General features: G+C 45.0%; 21 protein-coding genes and 1 tRNA gene. 10 read left to right on the top strand and 12 right to left on the bottom strand.

Annotated features, from left to right (window positions below; translation table 11 throughout):
- The first annotated feature begins 73 nt into the window (after positions 1–73).
- Positions 74–418: an AbrB/MazE/SpoVT family DNA-binding domain-containing protein gene (locus tag AC5W2J_RS13395; protein ID WP_496059958.1), complete on the top strand. Its 345-nt coding sequence runs from the start codon at positions 74–76 to the stop codon at positions 416–418.
- 133 nt (positions 419–551) lie between these two features.
- Here AC5W2J_RS13395 and AC5W2J_RS13390 read toward each other — a convergent pair whose 3' ends face one another.
- A complete protein-coding gene (locus AC5W2J_RS13390) occupies positions 552–2,534 on the bottom strand; it encodes a methyl-accepting chemotaxis protein (RefSeq protein ID WP_496059957.1) in 1,983 nt (660 codons plus the stop codon).
- 208 nt (positions 2,535–2,742) lie between these two features.
- On the opposite strand from AC5W2J_RS13390, the gene AC5W2J_RS13385 reads away from it, so the two are divergent.
- The 3 genes from AC5W2J_RS13385 (at position 2,743) to AC5W2J_RS13375 (ending at position 5,275) form a co-directional block, all read left to right on the top strand.
- Positions 2,743–3,327: a GNAT family N-acetyltransferase gene (locus tag AC5W2J_RS13385; protein WP_496059956.1), complete on the top strand. Its 585-nt coding sequence runs from the start codon at positions 2,743–2,745 to the stop codon at positions 3,325–3,327.
- Between the two features lie 68 nt (positions 3,328–3,395).
- Positions 3,396–4,313: a sulfotransferase domain-containing protein gene (locus AC5W2J_RS13380; protein ID WP_496059955.1), complete on the top strand. Its 918-nt coding sequence runs from the start codon at positions 3,396–3,398 to the stop codon at positions 4,311–4,313.
- A 110-nt stretch (positions 4,314–4,423) separates the two neighbouring features.
- Positions 4,424–5,275, top strand: a complete 852-nt coding sequence (locus tag AC5W2J_RS13375; protein ID WP_496059954.1) for a GAF domain-containing protein — start codon at positions 4,424–4,426, stop codon at positions 5,273–5,275.
- Between the two features lie 63 nt (positions 5,276–5,338).
- Here AC5W2J_RS13375 and AC5W2J_RS13370 read toward each other — a convergent pair whose 3' ends face one another.
- From AC5W2J_RS13370 to uvsE, 7 genes are all read right to left on the bottom strand, one after another.
- Complete coding sequence (locus AC5W2J_RS13370; protein WP_496059953.1) at positions 5,339–5,965, bottom strand: Fic/DOC family protein; 627 nt, start codon at positions 5,963–5,965, stop codon at positions 5,339–5,341.
- 3 nt (positions 5,966–5,968) lie between these two features.
- Positions 5,969–6,133 (bottom strand): antitoxin VbhA family protein, encoded by a 165-nt coding sequence (locus AC5W2J_RS13365; protein WP_170146882.1) that lies wholly within the window; start codon positions 6,131–6,133, stop codon positions 5,969–5,971.
- Between the two features lie 176 nt (positions 6,134–6,309).
- Complete coding sequence (locus AC5W2J_RS13360) at positions 6,310–7,098, bottom strand: PhzF family phenazine biosynthesis protein (RefSeq protein WP_496059952.1); 789 nt, start codon at positions 7,096–7,098, stop codon at positions 6,310–6,312.
- Positions 7,099–7,123: 25 nt separating this feature from the next.
- Positions 7,124–8,518, bottom strand: a complete 1,395-nt coding sequence (locus tag AC5W2J_RS13355) for a YfcC family protein (protein ID WP_496059951.1) — start codon at positions 8,516–8,518, stop codon at positions 7,124–7,126.
- A gap of 116 nt (positions 8,519–8,634) precedes the next feature.
- Positions 8,635–11,640: an MMPL family transporter gene (locus tag AC5W2J_RS13350; RefSeq protein ID WP_496059950.1), complete on the bottom strand. Its 3,006-nt coding sequence runs from the start codon at positions 11,638–11,640 to the stop codon at positions 8,635–8,637.
- Between the two features lie 24 nt (positions 11,641–11,664).
- A complete protein-coding gene (locus AC5W2J_RS13345; RefSeq protein WP_496059949.1) occupies positions 11,665–12,102 on the bottom strand; it encodes a MarR family winged helix-turn-helix transcriptional regulator in 438 nt (145 codons plus the stop codon).
- A 99-nt stretch (positions 12,103–12,201) separates the two neighbouring features.
- Positions 12,202–13,158 carry a UV DNA damage repair endonuclease UvsE gene (gene uvsE / locus AC5W2J_RS13340; RefSeq protein ID WP_496059948.1) on the bottom strand — a complete coding sequence of 319 codons (957 nt, stop codon included), beginning with the start codon at positions 13,156–13,158 and terminating at the stop codon, positions 12,202–12,204.
- Positions 13,159–13,313: 155 nt separating this feature from the next.
- On the opposite strand from uvsE, the gene AC5W2J_RS13335 reads away from it, so the two are divergent.
- The 3 genes from AC5W2J_RS13335 to AC5W2J_RS13325 all read left to right on the top strand — a co-directional run bounded on the left by AC5W2J_RS13335 (position 13,314) and on the right by AC5W2J_RS13325 (position 16,978).
- Entirely contained in the window at positions 13,314–14,096 is a 783-nt protein-coding gene (locus AC5W2J_RS13335) for an SGNH/GDSL hydrolase family protein (RefSeq protein WP_496059947.1), read from the top strand.
- Between the two features lie 58 nt (positions 14,097–14,154).
- Positions 14,155–14,913 (top strand): IclR family transcriptional regulator, encoded by a 759-nt coding sequence (locus tag AC5W2J_RS13330; protein ID WP_496059946.1) that lies wholly within the window; start codon positions 14,155–14,157, stop codon positions 14,911–14,913.
- Positions 14,914–15,199: 286 nt separating this feature from the next.
- A complete protein-coding gene (locus tag AC5W2J_RS13325; protein ID WP_496059945.1) occupies positions 15,200–16,978 on the top strand; it encodes an L-lactate permease in 1,779 nt (592 codons plus the stop codon).
- A 52-nt stretch (positions 16,979–17,030) separates the two neighbouring features.
- Here AC5W2J_RS13325 and AC5W2J_RS13320 read toward each other — a convergent pair whose 3' ends face one another.
- Complete coding sequence (locus AC5W2J_RS13320) at positions 17,031–17,246, bottom strand: hypothetical protein (RefSeq protein WP_496059944.1); 216 nt, start codon at positions 17,244–17,246, stop codon at positions 17,031–17,033.
- Between the two features lie 156 nt (positions 17,247–17,402).
- Here AC5W2J_RS13320 and AC5W2J_RS13315 point away from each other — a divergent pair.
- Positions 17,403–17,477: transfer RNA gene (locus tag AC5W2J_RS13315), tRNA-Arg, on the top strand.
- A gap of 160 nt (positions 17,478–17,637) precedes the next feature.
- Here the strand turns inward: AC5W2J_RS13315 and AC5W2J_RS13310 are convergent.
- From AC5W2J_RS13310 to AC5W2J_RS13300, 3 genes are all read right to left on the bottom strand, one after another.
- On the bottom strand, positions 17,638–17,799 hold the full coding sequence (locus AC5W2J_RS13310) for a hypothetical protein (RefSeq protein WP_496059943.1): 162 nt from the start codon (positions 17,797–17,799) through the stop codon (positions 17,638–17,640).
- 195 nt (positions 17,800–17,994) lie between these two features.
- Positions 17,995–18,822: an ABC transporter permease gene (locus AC5W2J_RS13305; RefSeq protein WP_496059942.1), complete on the bottom strand. Its 828-nt coding sequence runs from the start codon at positions 18,820–18,822 to the stop codon at positions 17,995–17,997.
- 17 nt (positions 18,823–18,839) lie between these two features.
- Positions 18,840–19,781, bottom strand: coding sequence for an ATP-binding cassette domain-containing protein (locus AC5W2J_RS13300; RefSeq protein WP_496059941.1), 942 nt, complete (start codon positions 19,779–19,781; stop codon positions 18,840–18,842).
- A gap of 120 nt (positions 19,782–19,901) precedes the next feature.
- Between AC5W2J_RS13300 and AC5W2J_RS13295 the strand changes: the two genes are divergently transcribed.
- Both AC5W2J_RS13295 and AC5W2J_RS13290 read left to right on the top strand, forming a co-directional pair.
- Positions 19,902–20,351: a MarR family winged helix-turn-helix transcriptional regulator gene (locus AC5W2J_RS13295; protein ID WP_496059940.1), complete on the top strand. Its 450-nt coding sequence runs from the start codon at positions 19,902–19,904 to the stop codon at positions 20,349–20,351.
- A 1-nt stretch (position 20,352) separates the two neighbouring features.
- Positions 20,353–22,392: a molybdopterin-containing oxidoreductase family protein gene (locus tag AC5W2J_RS13290; RefSeq protein ID WP_496059939.1), complete on the top strand. Its 2,040-nt coding sequence runs from the start codon at positions 20,353–20,355 to the stop codon at positions 22,390–22,392.
- Positions 22,393–22,409: the final 17 nt, after the last annotated feature.

Raw genomic sequence — 22,409 nt, 5'->3', positions numbered from 1 at the left:
GGGCAAAGGGTCAATTATGATAAACTAGCTGTAAGAAGAAGCCGCAGAATGGCGATAGAGAGGAACAGATAGCATGGAAGAAAAAAGAAAAGAGCGGAAAATAAAACGAATTGCAGTCTCATCCAAAAGACAGATGAGTATTCCGAAAGAATTTTTTGAGGCGTTGGATATAGAAGAAGAAGTAATGATTGAAAACATCGAAAACAAAAAGCTGATCATTACTCCTTACCGGGAGCAGTTCGAAGATGTATCGGAAGAAATATTAGAGCAGTTGATCGCAGAAGGATTTCAGGGAGAGCAGCTGATAGAGGAATTTAAATACCGGAAGTCCTCTCTGCACGTTACTCCAAAAGACAAAAAAACGGAACCTGATGAAGAGGGGCCGTTGATGCCTGAGCTTTTTCCGGAGGGCAAATAAGATGAAATCTATGCTCCTATTCGAAATGATTGTTTCGTCAGGAGTATTTATTTTGTATTTTTGTTGAGTTACCGTAAAAAAAAGAAACCCAAATGATCCGTAAAAGAACGGCACTTGAATTTCTTTTCACCAGTTAGATGTTAAATGAATTGACTAAATCTTTAAGTTCAGCAGACATACGGTTCAGCGACTGAGCCGCTGAATTAATTTCTTCCATAGAAGCCAGCTGTTCTTCCGTTGATGCAGCTACTTCCTCGGAGGAAGCTGCATTTTCCTGGGCGATAGTGGAGATGTCTTCTGCAGAAGCCGTCACGCCGCTGATGCGGTCTGTGATTTGTTTGGCTGTTGAAGAGACGTCCTGGATTTTCGGCGCAATCTGCTCCATGCTCTGCAGAATTTCCTGGAACTGATTGGATGTCTCTTTGGTTACGACAAGGCCCTGCTCGGCATTAACCGAGACCGCACCCATCTGCTGGACAGACTGTTCTGTATCCTGCTGGATGCTCGTAATCAGTGTGCCAATCTGCTTGGCGGATTCAGAAGATTGCTCAGCAAGCTTTCGAACTTCATCGGCAACTACAGCAAAGCCTTTGCCCTGTTCACCGGCCCGGGCCGCTTCAATAGCAGCATTTAAAGCAAGCAGGTTGGTCTGGCTGGAAATACCGCTGATTACTTCAAGAATATTGCCTATTTCTTTGGAGCGTTCTGCCAAAGATTGAATGACTGTATTGGAGCTGGATACGGATTGATGAATGAATTCCATCTGCTCCAGGTTATGTTTCACATGCTTTTCGCCTTCTTTGGCACGATCAGAGGCCGCGGAGGTTAGTTCCGAAACCAGAGACGAACGTTCAGCAATGGTCTGTACGCCCAAGAACACCTTTTCTATTTCCCCGTTCGTCTGCTCGATCTTGACAGTCTGGTTTTCTGCACCGCTGGCGACCTGTTCGGTAGCAGAAGCGACTTCTCTGGTAGCTGCGGCAGTTTGGTCAGAGCTTGCAAGAAGCTGCTCGGAAGAAGAACTCATCTGGTCAATGGAGTTGTTAAGCTTCGTAATTACCGTTCGAAGCGATTCTGCCATTTTATTAAAGCTGGTACCAAGCTGGCCGATTTCATCAGTAGAAGTAATGTCCACGGATTCGGTTAAATCGCCTTCACTGATGCGTTCCGCACTGCTGGAAAGGCGGCGGAGCGGCTGAATAATGGAGCGGACAATGAAAAATACAAGGAGTGAACCAATTAAAATAGAAATTCCGATAACAACAGCCATTTCCTTTAGAATACCGGAGGCGGCGTTTGTTACTTCGTATTCATACATCGTGGCCCCAATTTTCCAACCAGTGGACGCATTTGTTTCAAAATCCATTACTTTATCTTCCCCATCAATTTCATACGTGAAGACAGCTTCTTCAGCGTCACCCATGCCTGAAGACACACTGTCCTGAAGCGGCGTGCCGGGTTCGGCATCCGGATTATAGAGATAGTTACCCTGCGTATCGCTGATAATCATGTACCCATTCTCGCCAATAGTATTACTGTCGGCAAAGCTCATGAGAGCTGTCAGGTCGTAGTCAATGCCTGCTACACCGGAGCCGTCCTCCATCATTTTTGCAATGGTAACAGTTAAGTTACCGGTTACGGCATCAATATACGGTTCTGTGACAACCGCTTCATCAGGGGATGCCTCTGCAAGGGTGTACCAGTCTCTCGTTGTTGGATCATAATCGTCTGGAAGTTCCGCCTCCGGAGCCATCACCATATCGCCTTCAGCAGATCCGGTGTAAATAGACAATACGTCAGCATTTTGTGCAATGTATGCATTCAGCTTTTCCATTGCTGGATCGCTGTCTTCAAAGGCCTCTTCGTTTATATCTGACGCAAAGAACGTAATATCGTCTTTTTTAGAAGCGATTTCTCTTTCCACCTGCTCATTCAACAGCAAGGCGCTGTTGTCCATATTCTCGACTAATTGGTTACGAACTTCTGCTTTTGCAGAATTATAGGACAAAGATCCTATAATAAGACCGGGAACGATTAATATTAATAAAAAAGAAAGAAACAGTTTATTGCGTAATGATAAGTTTTTTGAAGTTTTTTTCCGTGTTTTTTTTCTCATGATATTCTCCTTTAATAGTGTGTTATATCCTGTTATATCGGTATTAAATAGAAAATATGAATGGAAATAATAAATAAAATAAAGATGCGAGATATTCTTACAGGAAAAGTACTGTATGGCGGAAAATTAATGTTAGGATAAAATACCTATTAGTTCAAAAGAAAAGAAGCAGATGAGACGCTGAATTAAAAGAGAGGGGGTAGGTATAATGAGTTTGAAAAAAGGGTACTTCCAGGAACAGCCTCTGTTCTATCTGCGTGCGTTAACAGAAAATGATGCAGCCGACGTATGGGACTACTTATCCCGGCAGGAAGTTGTCCAGCACTATGGAATGGATCCACTTCGCAATCTTAAGGAAGCGGTAGAAGAGATTCAGTGGTATCATGATATAGAATCCGATGGAACGGGGTGCCGGTTCGGCATTGCGCTGCAGCATAACGACAGAGTAATTGGAAGCTGCGGCTTTCATAATTGGCATCAAAAAAGCGGCCGCGCAGAAACGGCTATGGAACTTCATCCCGCATTTTGGGAACGCCATATCATGACTCATGCAATGCATGTTATATTGGAGTATGGATTTCGTGAGATGAATTTGGAAATAATCACAGCGCAGGTCAAAATAGAAAATATTTCTTCTCAGCGTTTAATGGAAAAGCTGTATTTTCAGCGGACAGAAATAGTAAAAGATGGCGTATATTCTTATTATTTGTCAAAGAAGGACTGGCAGAAGAGAAAAGACGAGGATCGGCGTTTTTCTATTTGGAAAAAAAAGCCGGAAGCTTTTATCACTTAAAACAGCCCGGAGGTTTCAAAGATGGCTGAGAAAGCCGGACAATTATTATTTACACAGGGGTTAAAATCATGAAAAAAGTATACATACATGTAGGTTTTCATAAAACGGCAACGACTTTTCTGCAGCGCCGTATTTATCCGAAGATGCAGAAGGTCACTCATATTAAAAATAAGCACATTAGTGAAACACTTTACGATATCCGCCTGAAATCTTTAACAGATGGCAACATCGAACTGATCCGGGGTCGTTTTGATAAATGGGATGAGGGCATCCCGCTGTTGATTTCATACGAGGGGCTCTCAGGCAGTCCGTTCTCCCAGAAACGGTCCAAGCAGCAGCAGTCGATACTAAAGGATTTAAGACGTGTATTTCCGGCGGACGCTTATGAAGTACGCATTATTATTGGAATTCGTGAGCAGGTAAAGCTGGTTACATCTTTATATCTTCAGTATATTCATCAAGGAGGAACGCAAAAGCCGGAAGCCTATTTTAAAGAGATGCAGGAATTTGGCGTGCTTGATCATTTTTATTATGACCGCTACCTGGAAATGGTAGAAGACATTTTTGGCAAAGACAGCTATTACTGTATGGTGTATGAAACATTTAATGAGGATATCAACAAGGGGCTTCTGGAACTGCTCGAATACATGGGGGAAGCTGCGGTACCTAATTATTCCAACACCCAGGTAAATCGAAGCTTTGGTGCAGCACAGGCCAAAATAGGAAGACGCCTGAATTATCTGTTTAAAACCAACCTGAACCCTAGTGGGAAAATTCCTATCCGTCGTTTGCCTATTGTGGGTAAAGTCTCCCCGAGACGGGTTCTCCAAAGCAAAGCAAGCTTCAAGCTTCACTACAAGCGCTATCAGCTGCCGGAAAGCCTCCATAAAATGCTTAAAGAAAAGTATGTAGACAGCAACAAGCGTTTGAAAGAAAAATATCAGGTGCAGCTTCCGGGAAATTATGATCCTTCTTCCCGTACGTAATGGGCTGAGAGGTTATGTATTACAAATTATACTAATTATAGTAAAATAGATGAAGTAAATAATGTATAGTTATCCCAATAAACAGAAAGGTACCTCTTATGCTATTAAATATGGAATCAAAGCAGCCTGCACCGATTCTTCAAACATTTGAAGAAGCAACAGCCAATATTTTGCAGTTAATGAGTGAATTTATAGATATCAACACGTTATTTATCGCTAAAAATGACGGCAGCCACAATGAGATGGTGAAAGTGCTGAATGTGGATTCGCCGCTTCTTATAGAAGGAGATATTTCTCCTTTTAAGGAAACTTTCTGTTATTTAAGTGTGCAGCGGGGCTCCGATGTTTTTGTGATCGAAGATTTGAATGCTCATGAGTCCACAAAACAGCTGGAAGTCACAAAGCAGCTGGGTGGAGGTTCTTTCATCGGCGTCCCTGTGTATTACGGGGACGGGGAAAATTACGGTACCATCTGCGGTATTGATACGAAACAGTTTGAGTTCACAGATAAGCACAGGGAATTGTTTAAAGCAATGGCTGCCCTGTTGACACATGTTATTGAAATTGAAAGAGCCCATGAGCAGGTTTTAAGTCTTTCTGCGCCGCTTGTGCCCATTACAAAAGGGGTGGCGGTCCTGCCTATTATCGGCGATGTGAATGAAAAACGGGCAGACAGCATTATTCATACCGCTTTGACAAAAAGCCAGGAATACAAGCTCGATTATCTTATTATTGATCTTTCGGGTATTTTGAACATAAATAATGAAGTGGGAGCCTACCTGCTGAAAATTATCAAAATTCTTGATCTGATTGGCGTTGAGCCTATATTAACAGGAATCCGTCCGGACCTTGCGATTAAAGCCATCGCGATGGATGTAAAGAAGGATCTCAAGGAGACGATAGTAGTAGGAACACTTGAACAGGCCCTGCATAACATCGGTTTTTATTTAGCCAAAAAATAAGAAAACAACAGCCGCTTTCATATAAGCGGCTGTTGTTTATATTGTAAAAAAGAGAGCAGCTTGTCAGCTGTCTTCTTCGTCGTCATAGCGTACTCTTTCTTTTAAAGCGATATCCACGGTATTGTTTTTAATAATAGCCAACAGCGCTTCTTTTGCCATCGTGTAATCGTCGACTACACTTGCTTCGAACAGCTTTTCGCGGCGTTCATCAATATAGTCCATTTCAAATCCATGATACAAAGCGAGCTGGCGGATGAATTCACGCTGGGTCCGGCCGTTTCCCTCCCGGAAGGGGTGAATATAATTCAGGTCGGTGTAAATCACAGCTGCCGCTTCAGAGAACGCTTCTTTCGTCTTAAATCCCCGTGCATTAAGCTTAAGCAGGCGTTTTTCCAGATCACTCAGCCCGATATGAAGAAAAGACGTGGCCAGGAAATTGGTAGAGCCTTTTTGAATCTGTACGGTTCGCCATTCGCCGGCCCACTCGTATAGATCCTGAAAAATATGATAGTGGACGGCTTGAATATGCTCCCGATTAAAGGAACCGGAAACCCGCCTGCTGTTATAAAGCTCTACCATTCGCTTAAGTGTAAAATATTTTTCTGCCTGCTCAAGTTCTTCTTTATTTTGTATGTGCAGCTTGTTCCTGAGAACGTTAGTGCCGGGATACATATATGTTTGTTTTGTCATCGGTTAAGCTTTCTTTTCTTTGATCATCTGCAGGATTTCTTCCCGGGAAATATGCCCTCTGCAGAAATCTTCGGCGATTTTCATTTCATGAGCAGAATAAGTGAATCCTTCCATTTCCATGGAGGCAAGAGCATTATCAAATGCCTTATTTTTCTCGACGACTGACATGGAAAACCTCCCGAAATTCAGTGTATATGCTGACTCTATTGTACCATAAAATCCCGGTTAACAGGGGTTTTCCGGAAGAGGAGAGCATATAAAAGAGTTTTAAGTGAAAGCGGAAAATAGTCAAATAGTTCCGTAGAAAAAGCCTTCTCTGCTTTAAACAGAGAAAGCTTTTTTAATTAGGAAAAGAGTGTGCTTTCTAATACAGTAACGGCCGAACCGCCGATCAGACATCGGTCTTTTTTTATAGAAACGAATAAGTCGCCTCCGCGTCTGGACGCCTGTCTGGCTGAAAAAGAGGATTGATGCAGGCGCTTTTCCCAGAAAGGAGCCAGACCGCAGTGGGCGGAGCCGGTGACAGGATCCTCTTCTATGCCGAGCGCTGGATAAAAACAGCGGGAAACAAAATCGCATTCCTGCCGGCTGCCTTTGGCTGTTAAAATAACGCCGCGTGTATCCAGTTCCAGAAACCGCCGGATATCGGGTTCCGCCTGAAGAACGGTTTCTTCATCGGTCGTTTCCACGATATATTCCAGTCTGTTTTTTTCTATACTTACAATAGGAACGGCCAAACTTTCGGCCAAAGTCTCGGGAACCGGGCAGGCAGAAGGGGTTTCTACCGGAAAATCAAGGATAATCCGGCCCTCGTTGTAAGTGGCAGACAGCCGTCCGCTTTTCGTTTGGAAATGCAGTGTCTCCTCAGCAGGAACCGAAGCCTTCTCCCATAAAATATGAGCAGAGGCGAGCGTCGCATGTCCGCACAAATCAACTTCCGACGAAGGGGTGAACCAACGGAGCTGATAATAGAAGGGCTTCTCTTTAACGAGAAAAGCGGTTTCTGATAAGTTCATTTCCATAGCAATATTCTGCATGCAGGCTTCTTCGGCCGGCTGCTCAAGCAGACAGACAGCTGCCGGATTCCCGGAAAAAGGTTTGTCTGTAAAAGCATCTACTGTATATATTTTCATGTGTCCTCCTTGTTTTGCGGAAAAGTTAAAAAGGTCCCCATCCGATCAGAACGCCGACGGTTAACGTGATCACTGCTATCCCGGCCCAAATACAAAATAGAGGAAAAACCCATCGTGCCCATGTGGTCCAGGGAACGCCTGCTACGGCCAGGCTTGCCATTAAGATGCCCGAAGTAGGGAAGATAATGTTAGTCAGGCCGTCTCCAAATTGAAAGGCTTGTACAGCCACCTGGCGGGTCACGCCAATCATATCTGCAAGAGGCACAAGCATCGGCATAGCAATCATAGCCTGGCCGCTTCCGGAATTCACGAGAAAATTGAGCACCCCGTTCGCACCGAACATACCAAGCGCCGCAAGAACAGGTGGCAGGTTCTCCAACGGTACAGCGAGGCCGTACACGATCGTATCAAGCACGGTACCTTCTTCAAGCATAACGATAATAGCACGTGCCAGTCCGACGACAAGAGCACCGTAGGCAAGCTTCTGGACCCCCTGTAAAAAGGTGATGGCAATCGTATTATAGTGCATGCCAGCGATAATACCGCAGCTCAGCCCGAGAAAGACGAAAAATGCAGCCATATGGTCAATTGTCCAGCCAAGTTGAATTGAACCATAGACAAAGAAAATAAGGGCCGCTCCGATAAAGAAGAGCATCGCTTTATGACGACGTGTGAAGGGAGCTTCCAGCCCTTCCGTTTCTTCTTCTTCATATACATTCATTAAACTTTTGGAAGGGTCTTTAAGAATTCGTTTCGTGTACCGCCATATGTAGAAAATAGTCACGGATAAAATCAATACAAAAACAATGATGCGGAGCAGCAAGCCGGAAAACAGCGGCAGGTCGGCAATATCCTGGGCAATGCCAAGCGTATACGGGTTAATAAAACCTACATTAAATCCGGCGAAATTAGCGCCGAACGTAATAGCAACGGCAACGATAGGGTCAAGCTTTAATGTACGTGCAATAATAACGCCGATTACGACAAAAGCGATGACGGCGTTTGCTACCGCGCCCACCGCTCCTCCGAGCGCAAAAATCGTACAAATAGAAGCAATCATCCAGAATTCTTTTCCCTGGGTGAGAGAAACCGCACGGTTGATTCCTCCGCGCAGAGCGCCGGAGCGTTCAATGATTTCAAAAGCACCACCGGTGAAGAGTACCATGAAAATAATGTCAGCTGATTCGACCATTCCCATCTGTATCGCATAGAAAAAGTCCATAATACCTACACTTCCGGCTTCGCTGAAAGAAAAAGTTCCCGGTACGACCCGCTCGACGCCATCGACGGTTTCCCGTTCAAAGGAACCGGAAGGAAGCAGGTAGGTTAAAAGAAAAGCAAACAGCAGCACGCCAAATAAGATCACATATGTATCAGGCATTTCCCATCTTTTTTTAGGGTGGTGTGCCGGTTCATTCATAATAGACCTCCTCTGTATTCAGAATATAACAACAGAGTATATAGGAAAAAACAGAAGATGACAATGGACATATAAAAACCCCGGCCTTCTATAAAGAAAGGCCGGGGTACAGCTGTTTATTCTTTTTTCGACTTAAGCTTTTTCGGTTCTTCCAGGCTGATAATCGCAGTGACGAGAAGAGGAAGTATAATCAAACCGAACAGCAGAAGCCCTGTAACAACACCGGTACCAACCTGCATCAGGGTTAAGACGCCGGATGGAATCATCGCTCCGAACGTACCGCACAAAATAATAACGGCTGTAATAATAACAGTTCCCATTTTAATCATTGCCTGCATCATGCCTTCACGGACGCCAAGACCGGCTTCTTCCTGATACCTGTCAAAAAGAAAGATAGAGTAATCTACGCCGAGGGCAATAAGCATAATGAAAGTAAAAAAGTGAACGGGCCACATAATGCCCGGGTAGCCAAGGGCGTTGACGAATATCATTTCTGTAATCCCCATTGACGTATAGTAAGTGAGCAGGAGAGCTCCAAGTATAACAATTGGTTTAAATAAAGAGCGCAGTAAAATGGTAAGCACCACAAACAGTCCAATTAGAATAATCGTAATGGTGTGGGTAAAGTCTGCGCTTGAAATTTCCTCCAGATCCGCATTGGAGCTTGAAACGCCGCTGTAGGAAATAGAGGCATCCTCAAATGGTGTCCCCTGCACCTGCTGACTGACCAGCTGCTTAATTTCTTCAGTTGCTTCAATAGCTTCCAGTGAGTAAGGGTCATCAGTAAGGCTGACACTCAAGGTCATGCCTTCCTCGGAATCAAAAATATAGGTGTCGAGGGACTCCTGAAAATCATCGTTATCGAGGAATTCTTCCGGTACGAACACGCCGGTTCCTCTAACATAAGACGCTTCAGAGATATCCTGTGTGAACGCCTCGGCTTCTTCGAGCCCGGTATTCACTTCGCCGAGTCCGCTATTGGCCTGCGCTATGCCGTCCTGAAGCTGCTCGATCCCGGAAACCAATCCACCGGATCCTTCTTCGAGTGTACCGGCTCCTTCCTCAAGTTCTGCTGTGCCGTCTGCGAGCTGTTCATTTGCAGCTGTAACCTCTTCCAGGCCGGCTTGAATTTCGCCTAACGCTGCAGAGAGTTCACCGGCTCCTGCCGTTAGTTCATTGATTCCGTCACTTAACGCATCCAGCTGTCCGGAAGCCTGTTCCTGCTGGGCGGTAAGCTGTTCATTTCCTTCAGCAAGTCCGGCTTCCACTTCGGCCAGTGCAGCCTGAAGCGCAGCTGTCTGTTGAGCGACAGCGCTAATTTCCTCCGGCGATTGAGCCTGCTGGAGCTGGCCTGGTATGGCAGCAAGCTGCTCATTGATCTCGTTTAAGGCTGCTACCGGTTCATCGAGGGAGCCGCCGGCTGCTTCCCGGCCTTCCGGAAGTCCGGCTTCAATGCTTTCCAGTCCGGCTTCGAGTTCTTCTGCCCCGGACTGCACGTCGCCGAGGCTGGCTGTAATTTCATTCAAGCCGCTGTTTACTTCGGTAAAGCCTGCGTCGAGTTCGGACAGGCCGCTTTCAAGTTCGCCGAGTCCGGCTTCTATGTCCGAAGCACCTGAGCTCGTTTCATCAAAGCCGCTGTCTGCGTCAGTCAAGCCTTCTTCAATATCGGAGAGGCCGTCACGGGCTTCCCGAAGTCCTTCCGATACGGTTACCATCTGGGTATCAACATACAGCTCATCAATAATGGAGCCGGCCGGACGCGTCACGCTCCGAACCTCTGAGACGTCATCGGATTCCGCAATCGCGGCAGATAACGCCTCTGTGTAGGCCATCGTTTCTTCATTGATCAGGTTGTCTTCTCCATCAATAATAATTTCAAGAGGCAGTGCCTGGCCTTCCCCAAAGGCGTCCGCAATCACTTCAAGTCCGTCCAGCGACTGTGTACCGCCGCTGATTTCGTCTGTATTATTATAAGAAGTATTGTTGTCATACGTTAAAATAAAGGGAAGCGTAATCGCCGCTACAATGAGCAGCGAAAGCACGGGCCGGAAAATAGAGAGTCTGCCAAGCTGCTTCCAGAGCTTGTTATGGCTGTGGGAGGCCGGTTTTTTAGATGGCCAGAACAGTTTTTCTTTTAAAACTGCCATGAAAAAGGGAAGCAGCAGATAAAGAACAAGTACTAATATAAAGACACCGATCGCTACACTGACGGTAGCCTGGTACATGGCAAATTCAGCAAATCCTAAAGCTGCAAAGCCGACAAAAACCGCGAGCCCGCTGAAAAACAACGTCTTTCCGGCAGTTTTGTATGTGTGGATAATCGCTTCATGTGTGTCCTTACCAGATGCCAGCTCTTCACGGTACCGGCTGAGAAGCAGAATACAATAGTCGGTTCCTATACCAAACAGCACGGCAACGAGAAATACCTGTGTATAGGTTGTTACCGGAAAACCAAACCACTCTCCTAAAAATCCAACAACTGACTGACTTAATAGAAAAGCAATGGCAACAGAGAACAGCGGAATAAGCGGGGCCACAAGCGACCGGAAAACAAGCACGAGCAGCGTTAGAATAAGCAGCACGGTAATAACTTCCGTGCGTTCAAGACCCTCCTGCGTCTGTTCGTCTATTTCATGACTGATAATAGAGTTGCCGGTGATGTAGGAATTGGTTCCTGCAGGAGTAGTCAGCTCCTCTATATCATCAGAAGCAGCGATGGACTCATCGCTTCCTCCATCAATGCCGATCGGAATAAGTACGACATTTTCGTCTTCAGAAACGAGCTGTTCCCGTGTGTTTTCACTTTCCAAAGGATCAGTTACGCTGCTGATGTGCGCCACCAGCTCCTCGTTTTGAATATCTGCAATGTACTGGGCCAGCTCTTCTTCCTGCTGCCCGGTTATGGCCTCTTCCCATTCAAGGACGATACTGATGGTTTCGCCGCTTTCTCCCTGGGCTTCCAGCACATCGCCTGCAATCTGAGAACTCATGTCAGAAGGAAGCTGGAACCCATCCTGTTCTCCAGCGATGTCCGTTAAACTCGGTGATATAAAGACAGATACCACTGTAATAATGAGTAAAAGAGAGGCAATAAGCCATCTGAATTTCAATATAGTACGCATGGATAGACCCCTTTAGATAGTAGATTAGTTTTTTTGGAAAATATCTTTTACTTTTTCGAAAGTAGCAATAAGCTGGTCGAGCTCTTCGTCTTTAATGTCACCGAGCAGGTGACTTAAGTATTCATCTACCTGCGCGGATATTTCAACGTAGGCTTCTGTTCCCTGCTCCGTCAGCTTAACGTGCTTGACGCGCTGGTCTTTGTCTTCTTGAATCAATACAATATCGCCCCGGTCGCTCAGCTTTTTCAAGCGGTTGGAGATGGCACTCTTATGGATGCCAAGCATCGACTGCAGTTCTTTCGACGTTAACGAATGATGGGTATGAAGAAGTTCGAGCACTTTCATCTGCTCAATGGAAAATTCCCCCTGGATTTCATAATTAATGTGCTCGTATACTTTATTTTTTCCGTAGACCATGACATCACTGAATAATTCGGTTGCCCGCTGAAGCTTTTGGTTCATAGTAGTATACCCCCTAAACTAAAAGAAGTTTACCCCATAAACTTCTTTTAGTCAATAAAAAGGCCACCCTTTTATAAGGTGGCTCAAGGCTTGCTGTTTTCAGAGCTTAAGAGTGGCAGCAGCGATCCGCTTGACCCCTCTGACTGCAGATAGATCCTCTGCCAGCTGGAGGGCAGCCCGGTCTTTTGCTTTGGCTTCGACCATAAAATCGACGGACGTATTTAATTTCCGGAGCTCTTTCATCATTGGGTCGAGAAACGTCGAATCCACGTAATCCGCATGACTGCGGAATTCTTTTTCCGTTTTCGGAGAAGAGGCATGAATTTTGGGAGGGAGGCCGGTCCTGTCCCAGGTGTTGAAAAAGCGTGGAAGAAGCGTGCTCAATTTTTCATCATCGCTGTGATTGGCAGCAAAGTGATGGTAATCAAACATTAGAGGAATGCCTTCTTTCTCGCAGATATCAAGTACTTCGGATGTGGTATACGTTTTATCGTCGTTTTCAAGCGTCATCTGCTTTTTGATAGGCAAGGGAAGGCTTTTAATATTTTCATGAAACCGTTCAACGGCGGCTTTTTTATTTCCATATGCTCCGCCAACGTGAAGGTTAATGTAGGTGTCTTTTTCTATTCCCATCGCTTTGGTCATTTCATAGTGATATTCCATGTCTTTTACAGCGTTTTCCGTTACTTCCGGTTTATCGCTTGTAAACAGTGTAAATTGATTGGGATGAAAGCTCGGACGGATGTCGTGTTTTTTTACAAGGGTGCCGATTTCTTTATACAGATCTTTGAACGGTGTGATGTAATCCCAGGCTGCCTCTTTATGGGTGGCAAGAGGCACAAGCGAAGAGGAAAAACGATACAGCTTGATTTCCTGAGCTGCGTTATAATGAAGCATACGGATGGTATTTGTTAAATTTTTTTCGACAGCCTGATGCAGTTTATCTTTTCTTTCAGCAGGGGACCAGGCTTTCCAACGGGAAAGTGTCACGGTGCTTGCGGGGGTCGCCTCCCACAGATGAAGCGCCTGCGAGACATAACCAATACGAATAATCATCGTAAAAACTCCTTTAAGGATTATAGTGGAAATATTTTTATGAATGTAATAGCATGTACCAATAGCGTAATGAACACAGTATTTCCTCTATTCCCTATCAGGGGAAAAGATAACAGCGCAGGAAAGAACACAGAAAAAATAAAGGAGTAACGATAGTGTTAAAAAAAAGATGGATAGCTTTAACAGCCCTGCTGCTGCTTGCCGCAGGGGCATATTCCCTCTACCATCTGGTCTACAAAGGCGATCCGGAAGAGCAGAGACAGCAGGAAGACCAGCTTGCAGAAGAAGAAACCCAAAGAGGGGATTATATGGATTATTTTGAACAACAGGCACAGGAAAATGGAGAACTGCGGGTCGCTGTAATCGGCAGCAGTGTGGCCAGAGGAATGGGGGCAAGTTCCGCTGCAACCAGCTGGGCCGGGCTGCTGAAAAGCGATCTGGAATCAAGAGAAGAACTGCAGGAAACGACAATTACATTTGGTAATTTTGGAATGAATGGGTACAAAGCGAAAGACCTGCTTGAAGAAGGTGTAGTAGACAATATGATTCAGGCCAGACCGGATTTTATTGTATTTGAAACAAGTGTGATTAACAGTTACCGGCAGGGGGAAGCTCTCGATACAACGATCGATTCCATTGATACCTTAATGAAACAACTGGAAACAGAGCTGCCGGATGCAGAGATTGTTGTTATGTCTCCCAACCCGCTCGAAACATCCTCAGCTAATATTAGAGGCAATACATATTTAGATTATTTAACAGAGACACAGGATTATATTATAGAAAATAACTGGAATTATGTAGACAGCTATACAGAAATAGAAGCGCAGCGGCAGGAGCAGGGGTATAACATTGAAGACATTCTTGAAGACGGAATTCATCCAAATGATACAGGGTACAGCATGTGGTATGACGTGCTGAAAAGGTATTTATTTTAAAACCGAAAGCTTATGCTATACTAAACCCAAAACGCTGCCATAAGAGGAGGCTCTTCCCATGGTTAAGTCGGTGGACCGCGCACTACGAATGATATCTATCATCAGCAGATATAAAGAAGGGATAGGGGTAACCGGCTTAGCAGAGGAGGTGGAAGTTACGAAGAGTGCGGCTTTCAAAATCCTTACTACTCTGGTGGAGCACGGTTATGTAGAACAGGACAGAACGACGAAGAAATACAAGCTGGGCTACAAATACCTGGAGCTGAGTTCTCTTCTTCTGGACTCAATGGATATCCGTACGCAGGCCCGTCCATTTCTTCAGGAACTGGAAGAAGAGACAAATGAAGTGATTCACCTTGTGGTGATGGACCAAGGGCAGATGGTATATATCGACAAGCTGGAAGGGTACGAAACCCTCCGTATGCATTCAAAAGTAGGGAGGCGGGCTCCGGCTCATTGTACCAGTGTGGGGAAAATGATTCTGGCCCATTTGTCTTCTGAAGAAGTGGATCATGTGCTTCAGGTGCAGGGAATGGCTCCGCACACGTCCTACACTATTACTGATAAAGCAGCGCTGTTAAAAGAACTGGAAACAGTCAGAAACAGGGGGTACGCAGTGGAAGAGCAGGAAAATGAGCTCGGTATTACGTGCATTGCAGCGCCGGTGTTTGATAATAAAAAACGGATTACAGGGGCAGTCAGTATTTCCGGCCCTTCCATCCGAATGTCTAAAGAACGTATTCAAAAAGTCAGCCCGCTCCTAATAGAAGTAACGAATCGAATTTCTTCAAGATTGGGATATATTAAAGCGATATAGGACTTGTCGGAATGCTTTAGGTTCCCGGCTTTTTTAGTTTATATATATATACAATTTGTAAGCGCTTAAATTTGTATACTCATCCATATCTATTTGTCGGGGAGAATATTACGATAAAAAAAGAAGTAGAGTATGACAGAATTTACAGAAAATAGAGAAAAATGTTGATTGTAATAAAAGCGCTTTCATTGTATGCTTTTATTATAAAAAGAAACGCAGTTTCTTATTGAGAAACAATGCACTATATACTATTTTTTATAAAAATGATTACGAAGGGGGAAACACTATGAACACAGGTTTATTAGCATTACTGTCGCTGCTTCCTATTTTAGTTGTAGGAATATTTCTTGTCGGGTTAAGGTGGCCGGCAAGTAAAGCGATGCCGCTGTCTTTACTTGTAGCAGTGCTGCTTGCATTATTTGTCTGGGGGGTACCGGGAAATGTAGTTGCCGCTGCTTCTCTAAACGGTCTCATTACAGCCGGAACGTTGTTGTTTATTATTTTTGGAGCCATTCTTCTATTAAACACCCTCCAGGAAAGCGGAGCGATGCGGACGATCCGCCAGGGCTTTACTGATATTTCGCCGGACCGCCGTGTTCAGGTTATTATCATTGCCTGGCTGTTTGGCTCATTTATTGAAGGGTCAGCAGGGTTTGGAACGCCGGCGGCAGTGGCAGTTCCGCTTCTGGTAGGACTTGGATTTCCAGCGATGGCAGCCGTTGTTGCCGGAATGATCATCCAAAGTACGCCGGTTTCCTTTGGAGCAGCCGGAACGCCGATGCTTGTGGGCGTACAGACAGGGCTTTCCGCAGACGCATCCATCACATCTAACTTTCTTGCCCTTACTACGGAAATTGCCGGACAAGTAGCCATTCTTCATGCGATTGCCGGATTGTTCATTCCGCTGTTTGTAGTGGCAGTCATGACCAGATTTTTCGGAAAAAACAAATCATTTGCCGAAGGTATTAAAATATGGAAATTTGCGTTATTTGCTTCTCTGGCAATGACTGTTCCCTACGTTATCGTAGCGAATGTGCTTGGTCCTGAATTTCCGTCCATGATTGGCGGACTTGTCGGTCTTCTGATTGTTATTACAGCTTCCAAAAAAGGATTTCTTATGCCAAAAGGTGATGACATCTGGGATTTCGACGAAAAATCCAAATGGGATCCGGAATGGACTGGAAGTATTGAAATTAAGGATATTGGTCATAAAAGTGGCAGCATGAGCATGGTAAAAGCCTGGACGCCATATGTATTAATTGGATTATTCCTGGTTTTATCCAGACAGGCGTTTCTTCCGTTTCAAGGAATGCTTCAGTCGTTAACGCTGGAGTATCCAAGTATATTTGGATCTGACATAACAGCAAGCTTTCAACCTTTATACTCACCGGGCTTCACGTTTATCGTTGTATCGGTGATTACATTTTTCATTCATGGCATGAACACCCAGGCTTACGCAAGGGCGTGGGCGCAGTCAGGAAAAACGATGCTGGCCGCTTCTGTAGCTCTCATTTTTACAGTCCCTATGGTGCAGGTCTTCCTGAACTCTTCGGGAGGCACCGCCGGATATGATGAAATGCCGGTTGTACTGGCAAACAGCGTTGCTTCGCTTACCGGAGAATTATGGCCGATCTTTGCAACCTTTGTAGGGGGACTTGGGGCATTTATTGCTGGGAGTAATACGGTAAGTAATATGATGTTCTCCTTATTCCAATACAATGTAGGTACGCAGATTGGTGTTAATCCAAACTGGGTGGTTGCACTGCAGGCTGTCGGCGGGGCAGCCGGAAACATGATCTGTGTGCATAACGTAGTAGCCGCGTGTGCGGTAGTAGGACTGGTCGGTAAAGAAGGATTAATTATCCGGAAAACACTGCTTCCTTTCTTCTACTATGCGCTGATTGCAGGTTCGATCGGCTACTCTATAGTATGGGTCGGAGAAAAAGGATTCTTTAATCTCGGTACCATCATTGCAGCGGCTATTGTATTCTTCGTTGTTTACATTATCGCGACCAACAACAAAAGATTAAAGAACGACATTCAAAACAGAAAAGCTGTATCATAAAACAAAGAAGCAGCCGTACTCTCCATGTGAAAGGGGAGTACGGCTGCTTTGTTTATTTTCTTCGGTTTTTCGTGAAATACGTGACGTATATATATTTGATGACGAAAAAGAAAACAAGAAAGAAGAAGATAAATACAAGCGTATTCAAAAACCAGTTTACGTTCAAATCCACAATGTAATGCAGGAACAGGTTTGTTAATAGAGCGGATGCAAAGGCAACAAAAAACGTACTGTTCATTAAACTATCGTATCCCCGGGATTTATTCAACTCCGTCACGCTCCTTTATATGAAAGAATACTACTCTATACCCTATAAACAGAATGCGATAACCACTGTCCGTTTATTTTAGAAATTGAACATATGTTCGGTTTACAGTTATTTCAAAATAGCGCATAATCATAAAGGCAATACAGAAGCAGTTATGCCCTAGTAGCTCAGAGGAAGAGCAACAGCCTCCTAAGCTGTAGGTCACAGGTTCGAATCCTGTCTAGGGCGCCATTTTTACAAGCAATTTAACAATCATCGCAATAGAAAAGAATAAAGCACGGATGCTTATAAAAAATAAGCTCCGTGCTTTTTGGTGAGGAAATAAATATTGCTGCTCTAAACTAGTTAAAGAGGGAATTTATTATATATTTACAATATAGTAAAGTGTTCATCAATCTTCTTCAGTAATCTCTACTTCTACCTCTTCAGGTTCATCTTCTGCAGGGTTTGGCATGTCTTCCGGCAGGTTCTCTTCCGGCAGAGCATCATCTCCACAGGCTGCTATAACAAGAAAACATAAGATGAAGAAACTGTGAACAGTCATTTTTTTCATATAAAATACCTCCTGGTATATAAGTACTGTATTTTTTATGCGCTGCTTGTATATTAATTGTATCATTATTCATATGTGCAATAAAAATGTTCACCTAAGGATAAAAAAAGCGGGCCTTTCATCTTTTTTGGATGAGGTCCGCTTTTACAGTAATGAAGATATATTATCTATTTATACGAGAAATAGGGCAGGGTATCAGGCATTGGCACGTCTAAAGCTTAACGTAGCTAATAGAATAAGAATGACGGTAAAAACAAAAATAAATGCGATCTCCATCGCAACGGTAAGCGTGGTTCCGAACAGCTGAAGGTTGAGGCCCATCGCTTCCCGAATCATAGGGGAGAGGTTCTCCACATCTATCATTATTTTCTTCATCACATCGACACCGTAAGTAACCGGGTTGAGTTTGACGACGACGTCCATCCAGGCGGGCATATTGTTAATAGGAAACAGCGCACCTGATAAAAAGATCATCGGCATAACAAGAATCTGAACAATGAGCTGAAAGCCCTGAGTGGAACGCAGAAAGCTTGCAATCAATAATCCAAATGAAGACAGAGCGCAGGCGAGCAGAAACATAAATGGTATCACAAGCAGCAGGGAAGTGAGGCTGTAATCAATCCCAAGAAACGGGATGAGAAGAAAAAGCATGATTCCCTGAAAAGTAGCAATCGTAGAAGCGCTTAATACTTTTCCGATTGCAATGCTTACTCTTGAAATTGGAGAAACGAGTATTTCCTTCATATAGCCGAAGTTCTTGTCTTCAATAATAGATAATGAAGAAAAAATCGAAGTCATCAAAAGAGTCATCGAAACAATCCCCGGAAAAACAAACTGCAGGTAATGAAAATCATCTCCGGCATCGGGCATGCTGCTTCCAATCAAGCTCTCCATCGTGCCGCTCATGCCTCCGCCAAAAATAAGCAGAAATAAAATGGGCATCGAAAAAGAGCCGATCAAACGGGCACGATCCCTGAAAAAACGGGTGATATCTCTAATCCATATTGCAAAAATACCTTCCATAGCTTTATGCCTCCCTTCTACTGTTTGTTAGGTTCCGTGCTGCCGATATTCCGTCCGGTAAAAGAAAGAAATACGTCATTTAATGTTGGCTTTCTAATGTTCAGCCGGGTTAAAGGTACATCCAGATTTTTAATGAATTCGGAAATAAAAGCATCACTGCTTGCTACTTTTAAATAGATCATATCTTCTTTTGTGGTTACTTCCGCTTCAGGAGCTTTTGCCTGAATTTCAAGAAGTGCTTTTTCATTGTCCTGGGTGGAAAGCTCAATAATGTCACCGCCCAGCGTGTTCTTTAAGTTTTCCGGAGAGTCCATTGCAATAATTCTGCCATGATCCATAATAGCGATCCGGTCGCTGATTTCCGCTTCATCCAGGTAGTGGGTGGTTAGAAACATCGTGATGCCTTCTTTTTCTTTTAAGCGGAGAATATATTCCCAGATATGGGCTCTTGTCTGTGGATCAAGGCCGACTGTAGGCTCATCGAGAAACAGCACTTTCGGATAGTGAAGCAGGCCGCGGGCGATTTCGAGGCGCCTTTTCATTCCACCGGAGAACGTTTCCACTCTGTTTTCTTTTTCTTCCACGAGGTCCACGATCATCAGCACTTCCTGAATCCGTTCTTTTCTCTTGGCACGGGGCACGTTATAAAACCGGCAGTGAAGCATCAGGTTTTCCTTTGCCGTCAGCTTCTCGTCAAGCGTATTCTCCTGAAAAATAATGCCGATGCTTTTTCGGACATCACGGCGGTCTTTATTCCCGTCAAAGCCGTTAATAGTAATGCTTCCACTTGTCGGGGCAAGCATCGTGCAGATCATGTTGATGGTGGTACTTTTCCCGGCTCCGTTCGGTCCGAGGAAACCGAAAATTTCTCCTTCCTTGACGTCGAAATCAATGCTATCAACGGCTTTTTTGTGTTTATATGTTTTGATGAGCTGACGAACTTCGATAATATTATTCATTCTGCCACCTGCTTCTGTTATAATTAGTTATGATATCATAACTAATTATTCCTCTTTTACGAAGGGAAGTCAATTGATCTATACAGAAAAAGACAGGAAAGATAAAATAGAGGTGCGACGATGACACTAACAAAAGAACAGCAGGCAGCAGATCGGCTGCTTGCCGTATTTCCGCTTATTAAAAGAAAGCTAATGCCCCCTATGCAGACCCTCCACTTCGACGGCCTGCATCATACGCATTTTATTATCCTGCGCATGCTTCAGGAAAAGCACAACATACGGCCGACTGATCTTGCGAAAGAAATGGGCATTCAAAAATCAAATATAACGCCGTTGTTAAATAAGATTCTTGAACACAAGCTGGCGGAAAAGCGCAGAGATGAGAAAGACAAGCGGGTCATGTATGTAAATCTGACAGAAGAAGGAGAACGTTTCCTGTTAGAACAGCATGGCTTATTTCATGAAAGTGTGGCAGGGAAACTGCAGTCTCTGGAAGCCGGCGACCTTGATAAATTGTCTGCCGCCGTTCATTCTCTTGAAGAAATATTACTGAAAATAGAGGAGGAGTAGCATGGAACAAGTGAAGCAGGATGGTATATATAAGTCGGTTTGTCCGCTTGACTGTCCGGATCAGTGCGGGCTGCTGATTCATAAAAAAGAAGGTCGTATTGAAAAAATAGCAGGCGATCCCGATCATCCGGTAACAAAAGGAGCGATCTGCAACAAAGTTCGTCATATGACAGAACGGCTGTATGATGACAAGCGCCTGACTCACCCTTTGAGGCGGACCGGTAAAAAAGGAGACGGCACCTTTGAACGTATTACCTGGAAAGAAGCAATAGAGGAAATAACAACGCGCTGGAACCAGCTGATAGAAACGGAAGGGCCGCAGAGCATTCTGCCGTACAGCTTTTACGGAAATATGGGAAACCTCAGCGCGGAAGGAATGGGGCATCGCTTTTTTCATTACCTGGGCGCCAGCCGCCTCGAGCGGACGATTTGTTCCACTGCCGGCGGCGTCGGCTATAACTATACGATGGGATCGAGCATAGGGACCGATCCGGAAGACACAGAGGAAGCGAAATTAATTATCTTTTGGGGGATTAATGCGGTCAGCACAAACATGCACCAGATTACCCTGGCTCAAAGGGCAAGAAAAAAAGGCGCCAAAGTAGTCGTCATTGACGTTCATAAAAACCAGACCGGCCGTTTTGCCGACTGGTTCATTCCTATAAAGCCCGGTACAGATGCGGCCCTGGCTTTAGGGATGATGCATATTTTATTTGCAGAAGAGCTTGTAGACCGTGATTTTCTGGAAAAGTATACGGTCGGCTGTGACAAGTTGGAACAGGAAGCGGCCTCCTACACTCCCGGAGTGGTGGCAGCTATTACCGGGGTCCGCATCGACGATTTATATGAGCTGGCGCGGATGTACGGCAAGGTGGAGCCGGCGTTTATCCGCATCGGCAACGGCATTCAGCACCATGACAATGGCGGTATGTGCGTCCGTACGATTGCCTGTCTGCCGGCACTGACCGGCCAGTGGTTGAAAAAAGGAGGCGGAGCCATTAAAGGCAACAGCGCCGTTCTTGCTTTTAATACAACCGCCATGCAGCGCCCGGATCTACTGGCGGATAAACGAACGCGCACTATTAACATGAACCAGATTGGTGAAGCGCTGGCAACAAAAACAGAGTCCCCGGTCCGGTCGATGTACGTGTATAACAGCAATCCGGCGCTTGTGGCACCGGACACTAATAAAGTGCATCAAGGGTTGGCGCGCGAGGATTTATTTCTGGTTGTCCACGATATGTTTGCAACGGAAACTGCCCGCTACGCCGACATCGTGCTCCCGGCGGCCTCCAGCTTTGAAAGTACTGATTTTTATACCTCGTACTGGCATCATTACGTCCAGATGCAGCAGCCGGTAATAGACGCTTACGGGGAAAGCAAAAATAATGCCGAAGTCTTCCGTCTGCTGGCCGAAGCAATGGCATTTGATGAGCCGGCTTTGTATGAAGATGACGAAGAGATGATTGCCCAGGCTTTTAGAAACACTGGAAATGACAGCGCGGCGCATGTTACACTGGGAAACTTGAAACAGGATCATTATATAAAAGCACAGCGCTCCGAAGCCTGGCTGGAACGTCTTGCTACGCCGAGTGGAAAAATTGAATTGTTTTCAGAGAAAATGGAGAAAGCCGGGTTCCCCGGGGTGCCGACATATCAGCCGCTTCCTGACGAAGAAGGGGATTTTCTGTTTATTCCGGCGCCCAATCACCATTTTCTGAACTCTACTTTTGCCCATAATGCGAAGCACACCAAACTTGAAAAACAACCTAAAGCATTTCTGAATGATAAGGACGCGGAATCTCTGGGAATTAAGGATGGGGATATGGTGCGCCTGTATAACCCACGGGGGGAGTGCCGTTTTCCGGTATCGGTTGGAGATGCGGTTCTCTCCGGCGTAGTTGTCACGCAGGGGCTTTGGGCAGAAGCACCAGGTACGGCAAGGCGCGTGAATGACTTGACACCGGACAGGCTGGCAGACATGGGCGGCGGAGCAACGTTCTTTTCCGGACGCATTCATGTAGAAAAAGCGGAAGTGTGATAAAATAATGGTTACTC

It is taken from the genome of Sinobaca sp. SA16-1 (assembly GCF_059510515.1).
The sequence above is the reverse complement of the archived record's forward strand: the minus strand, read 5'-3'. Positions and strand labels throughout refer to the sequence as shown.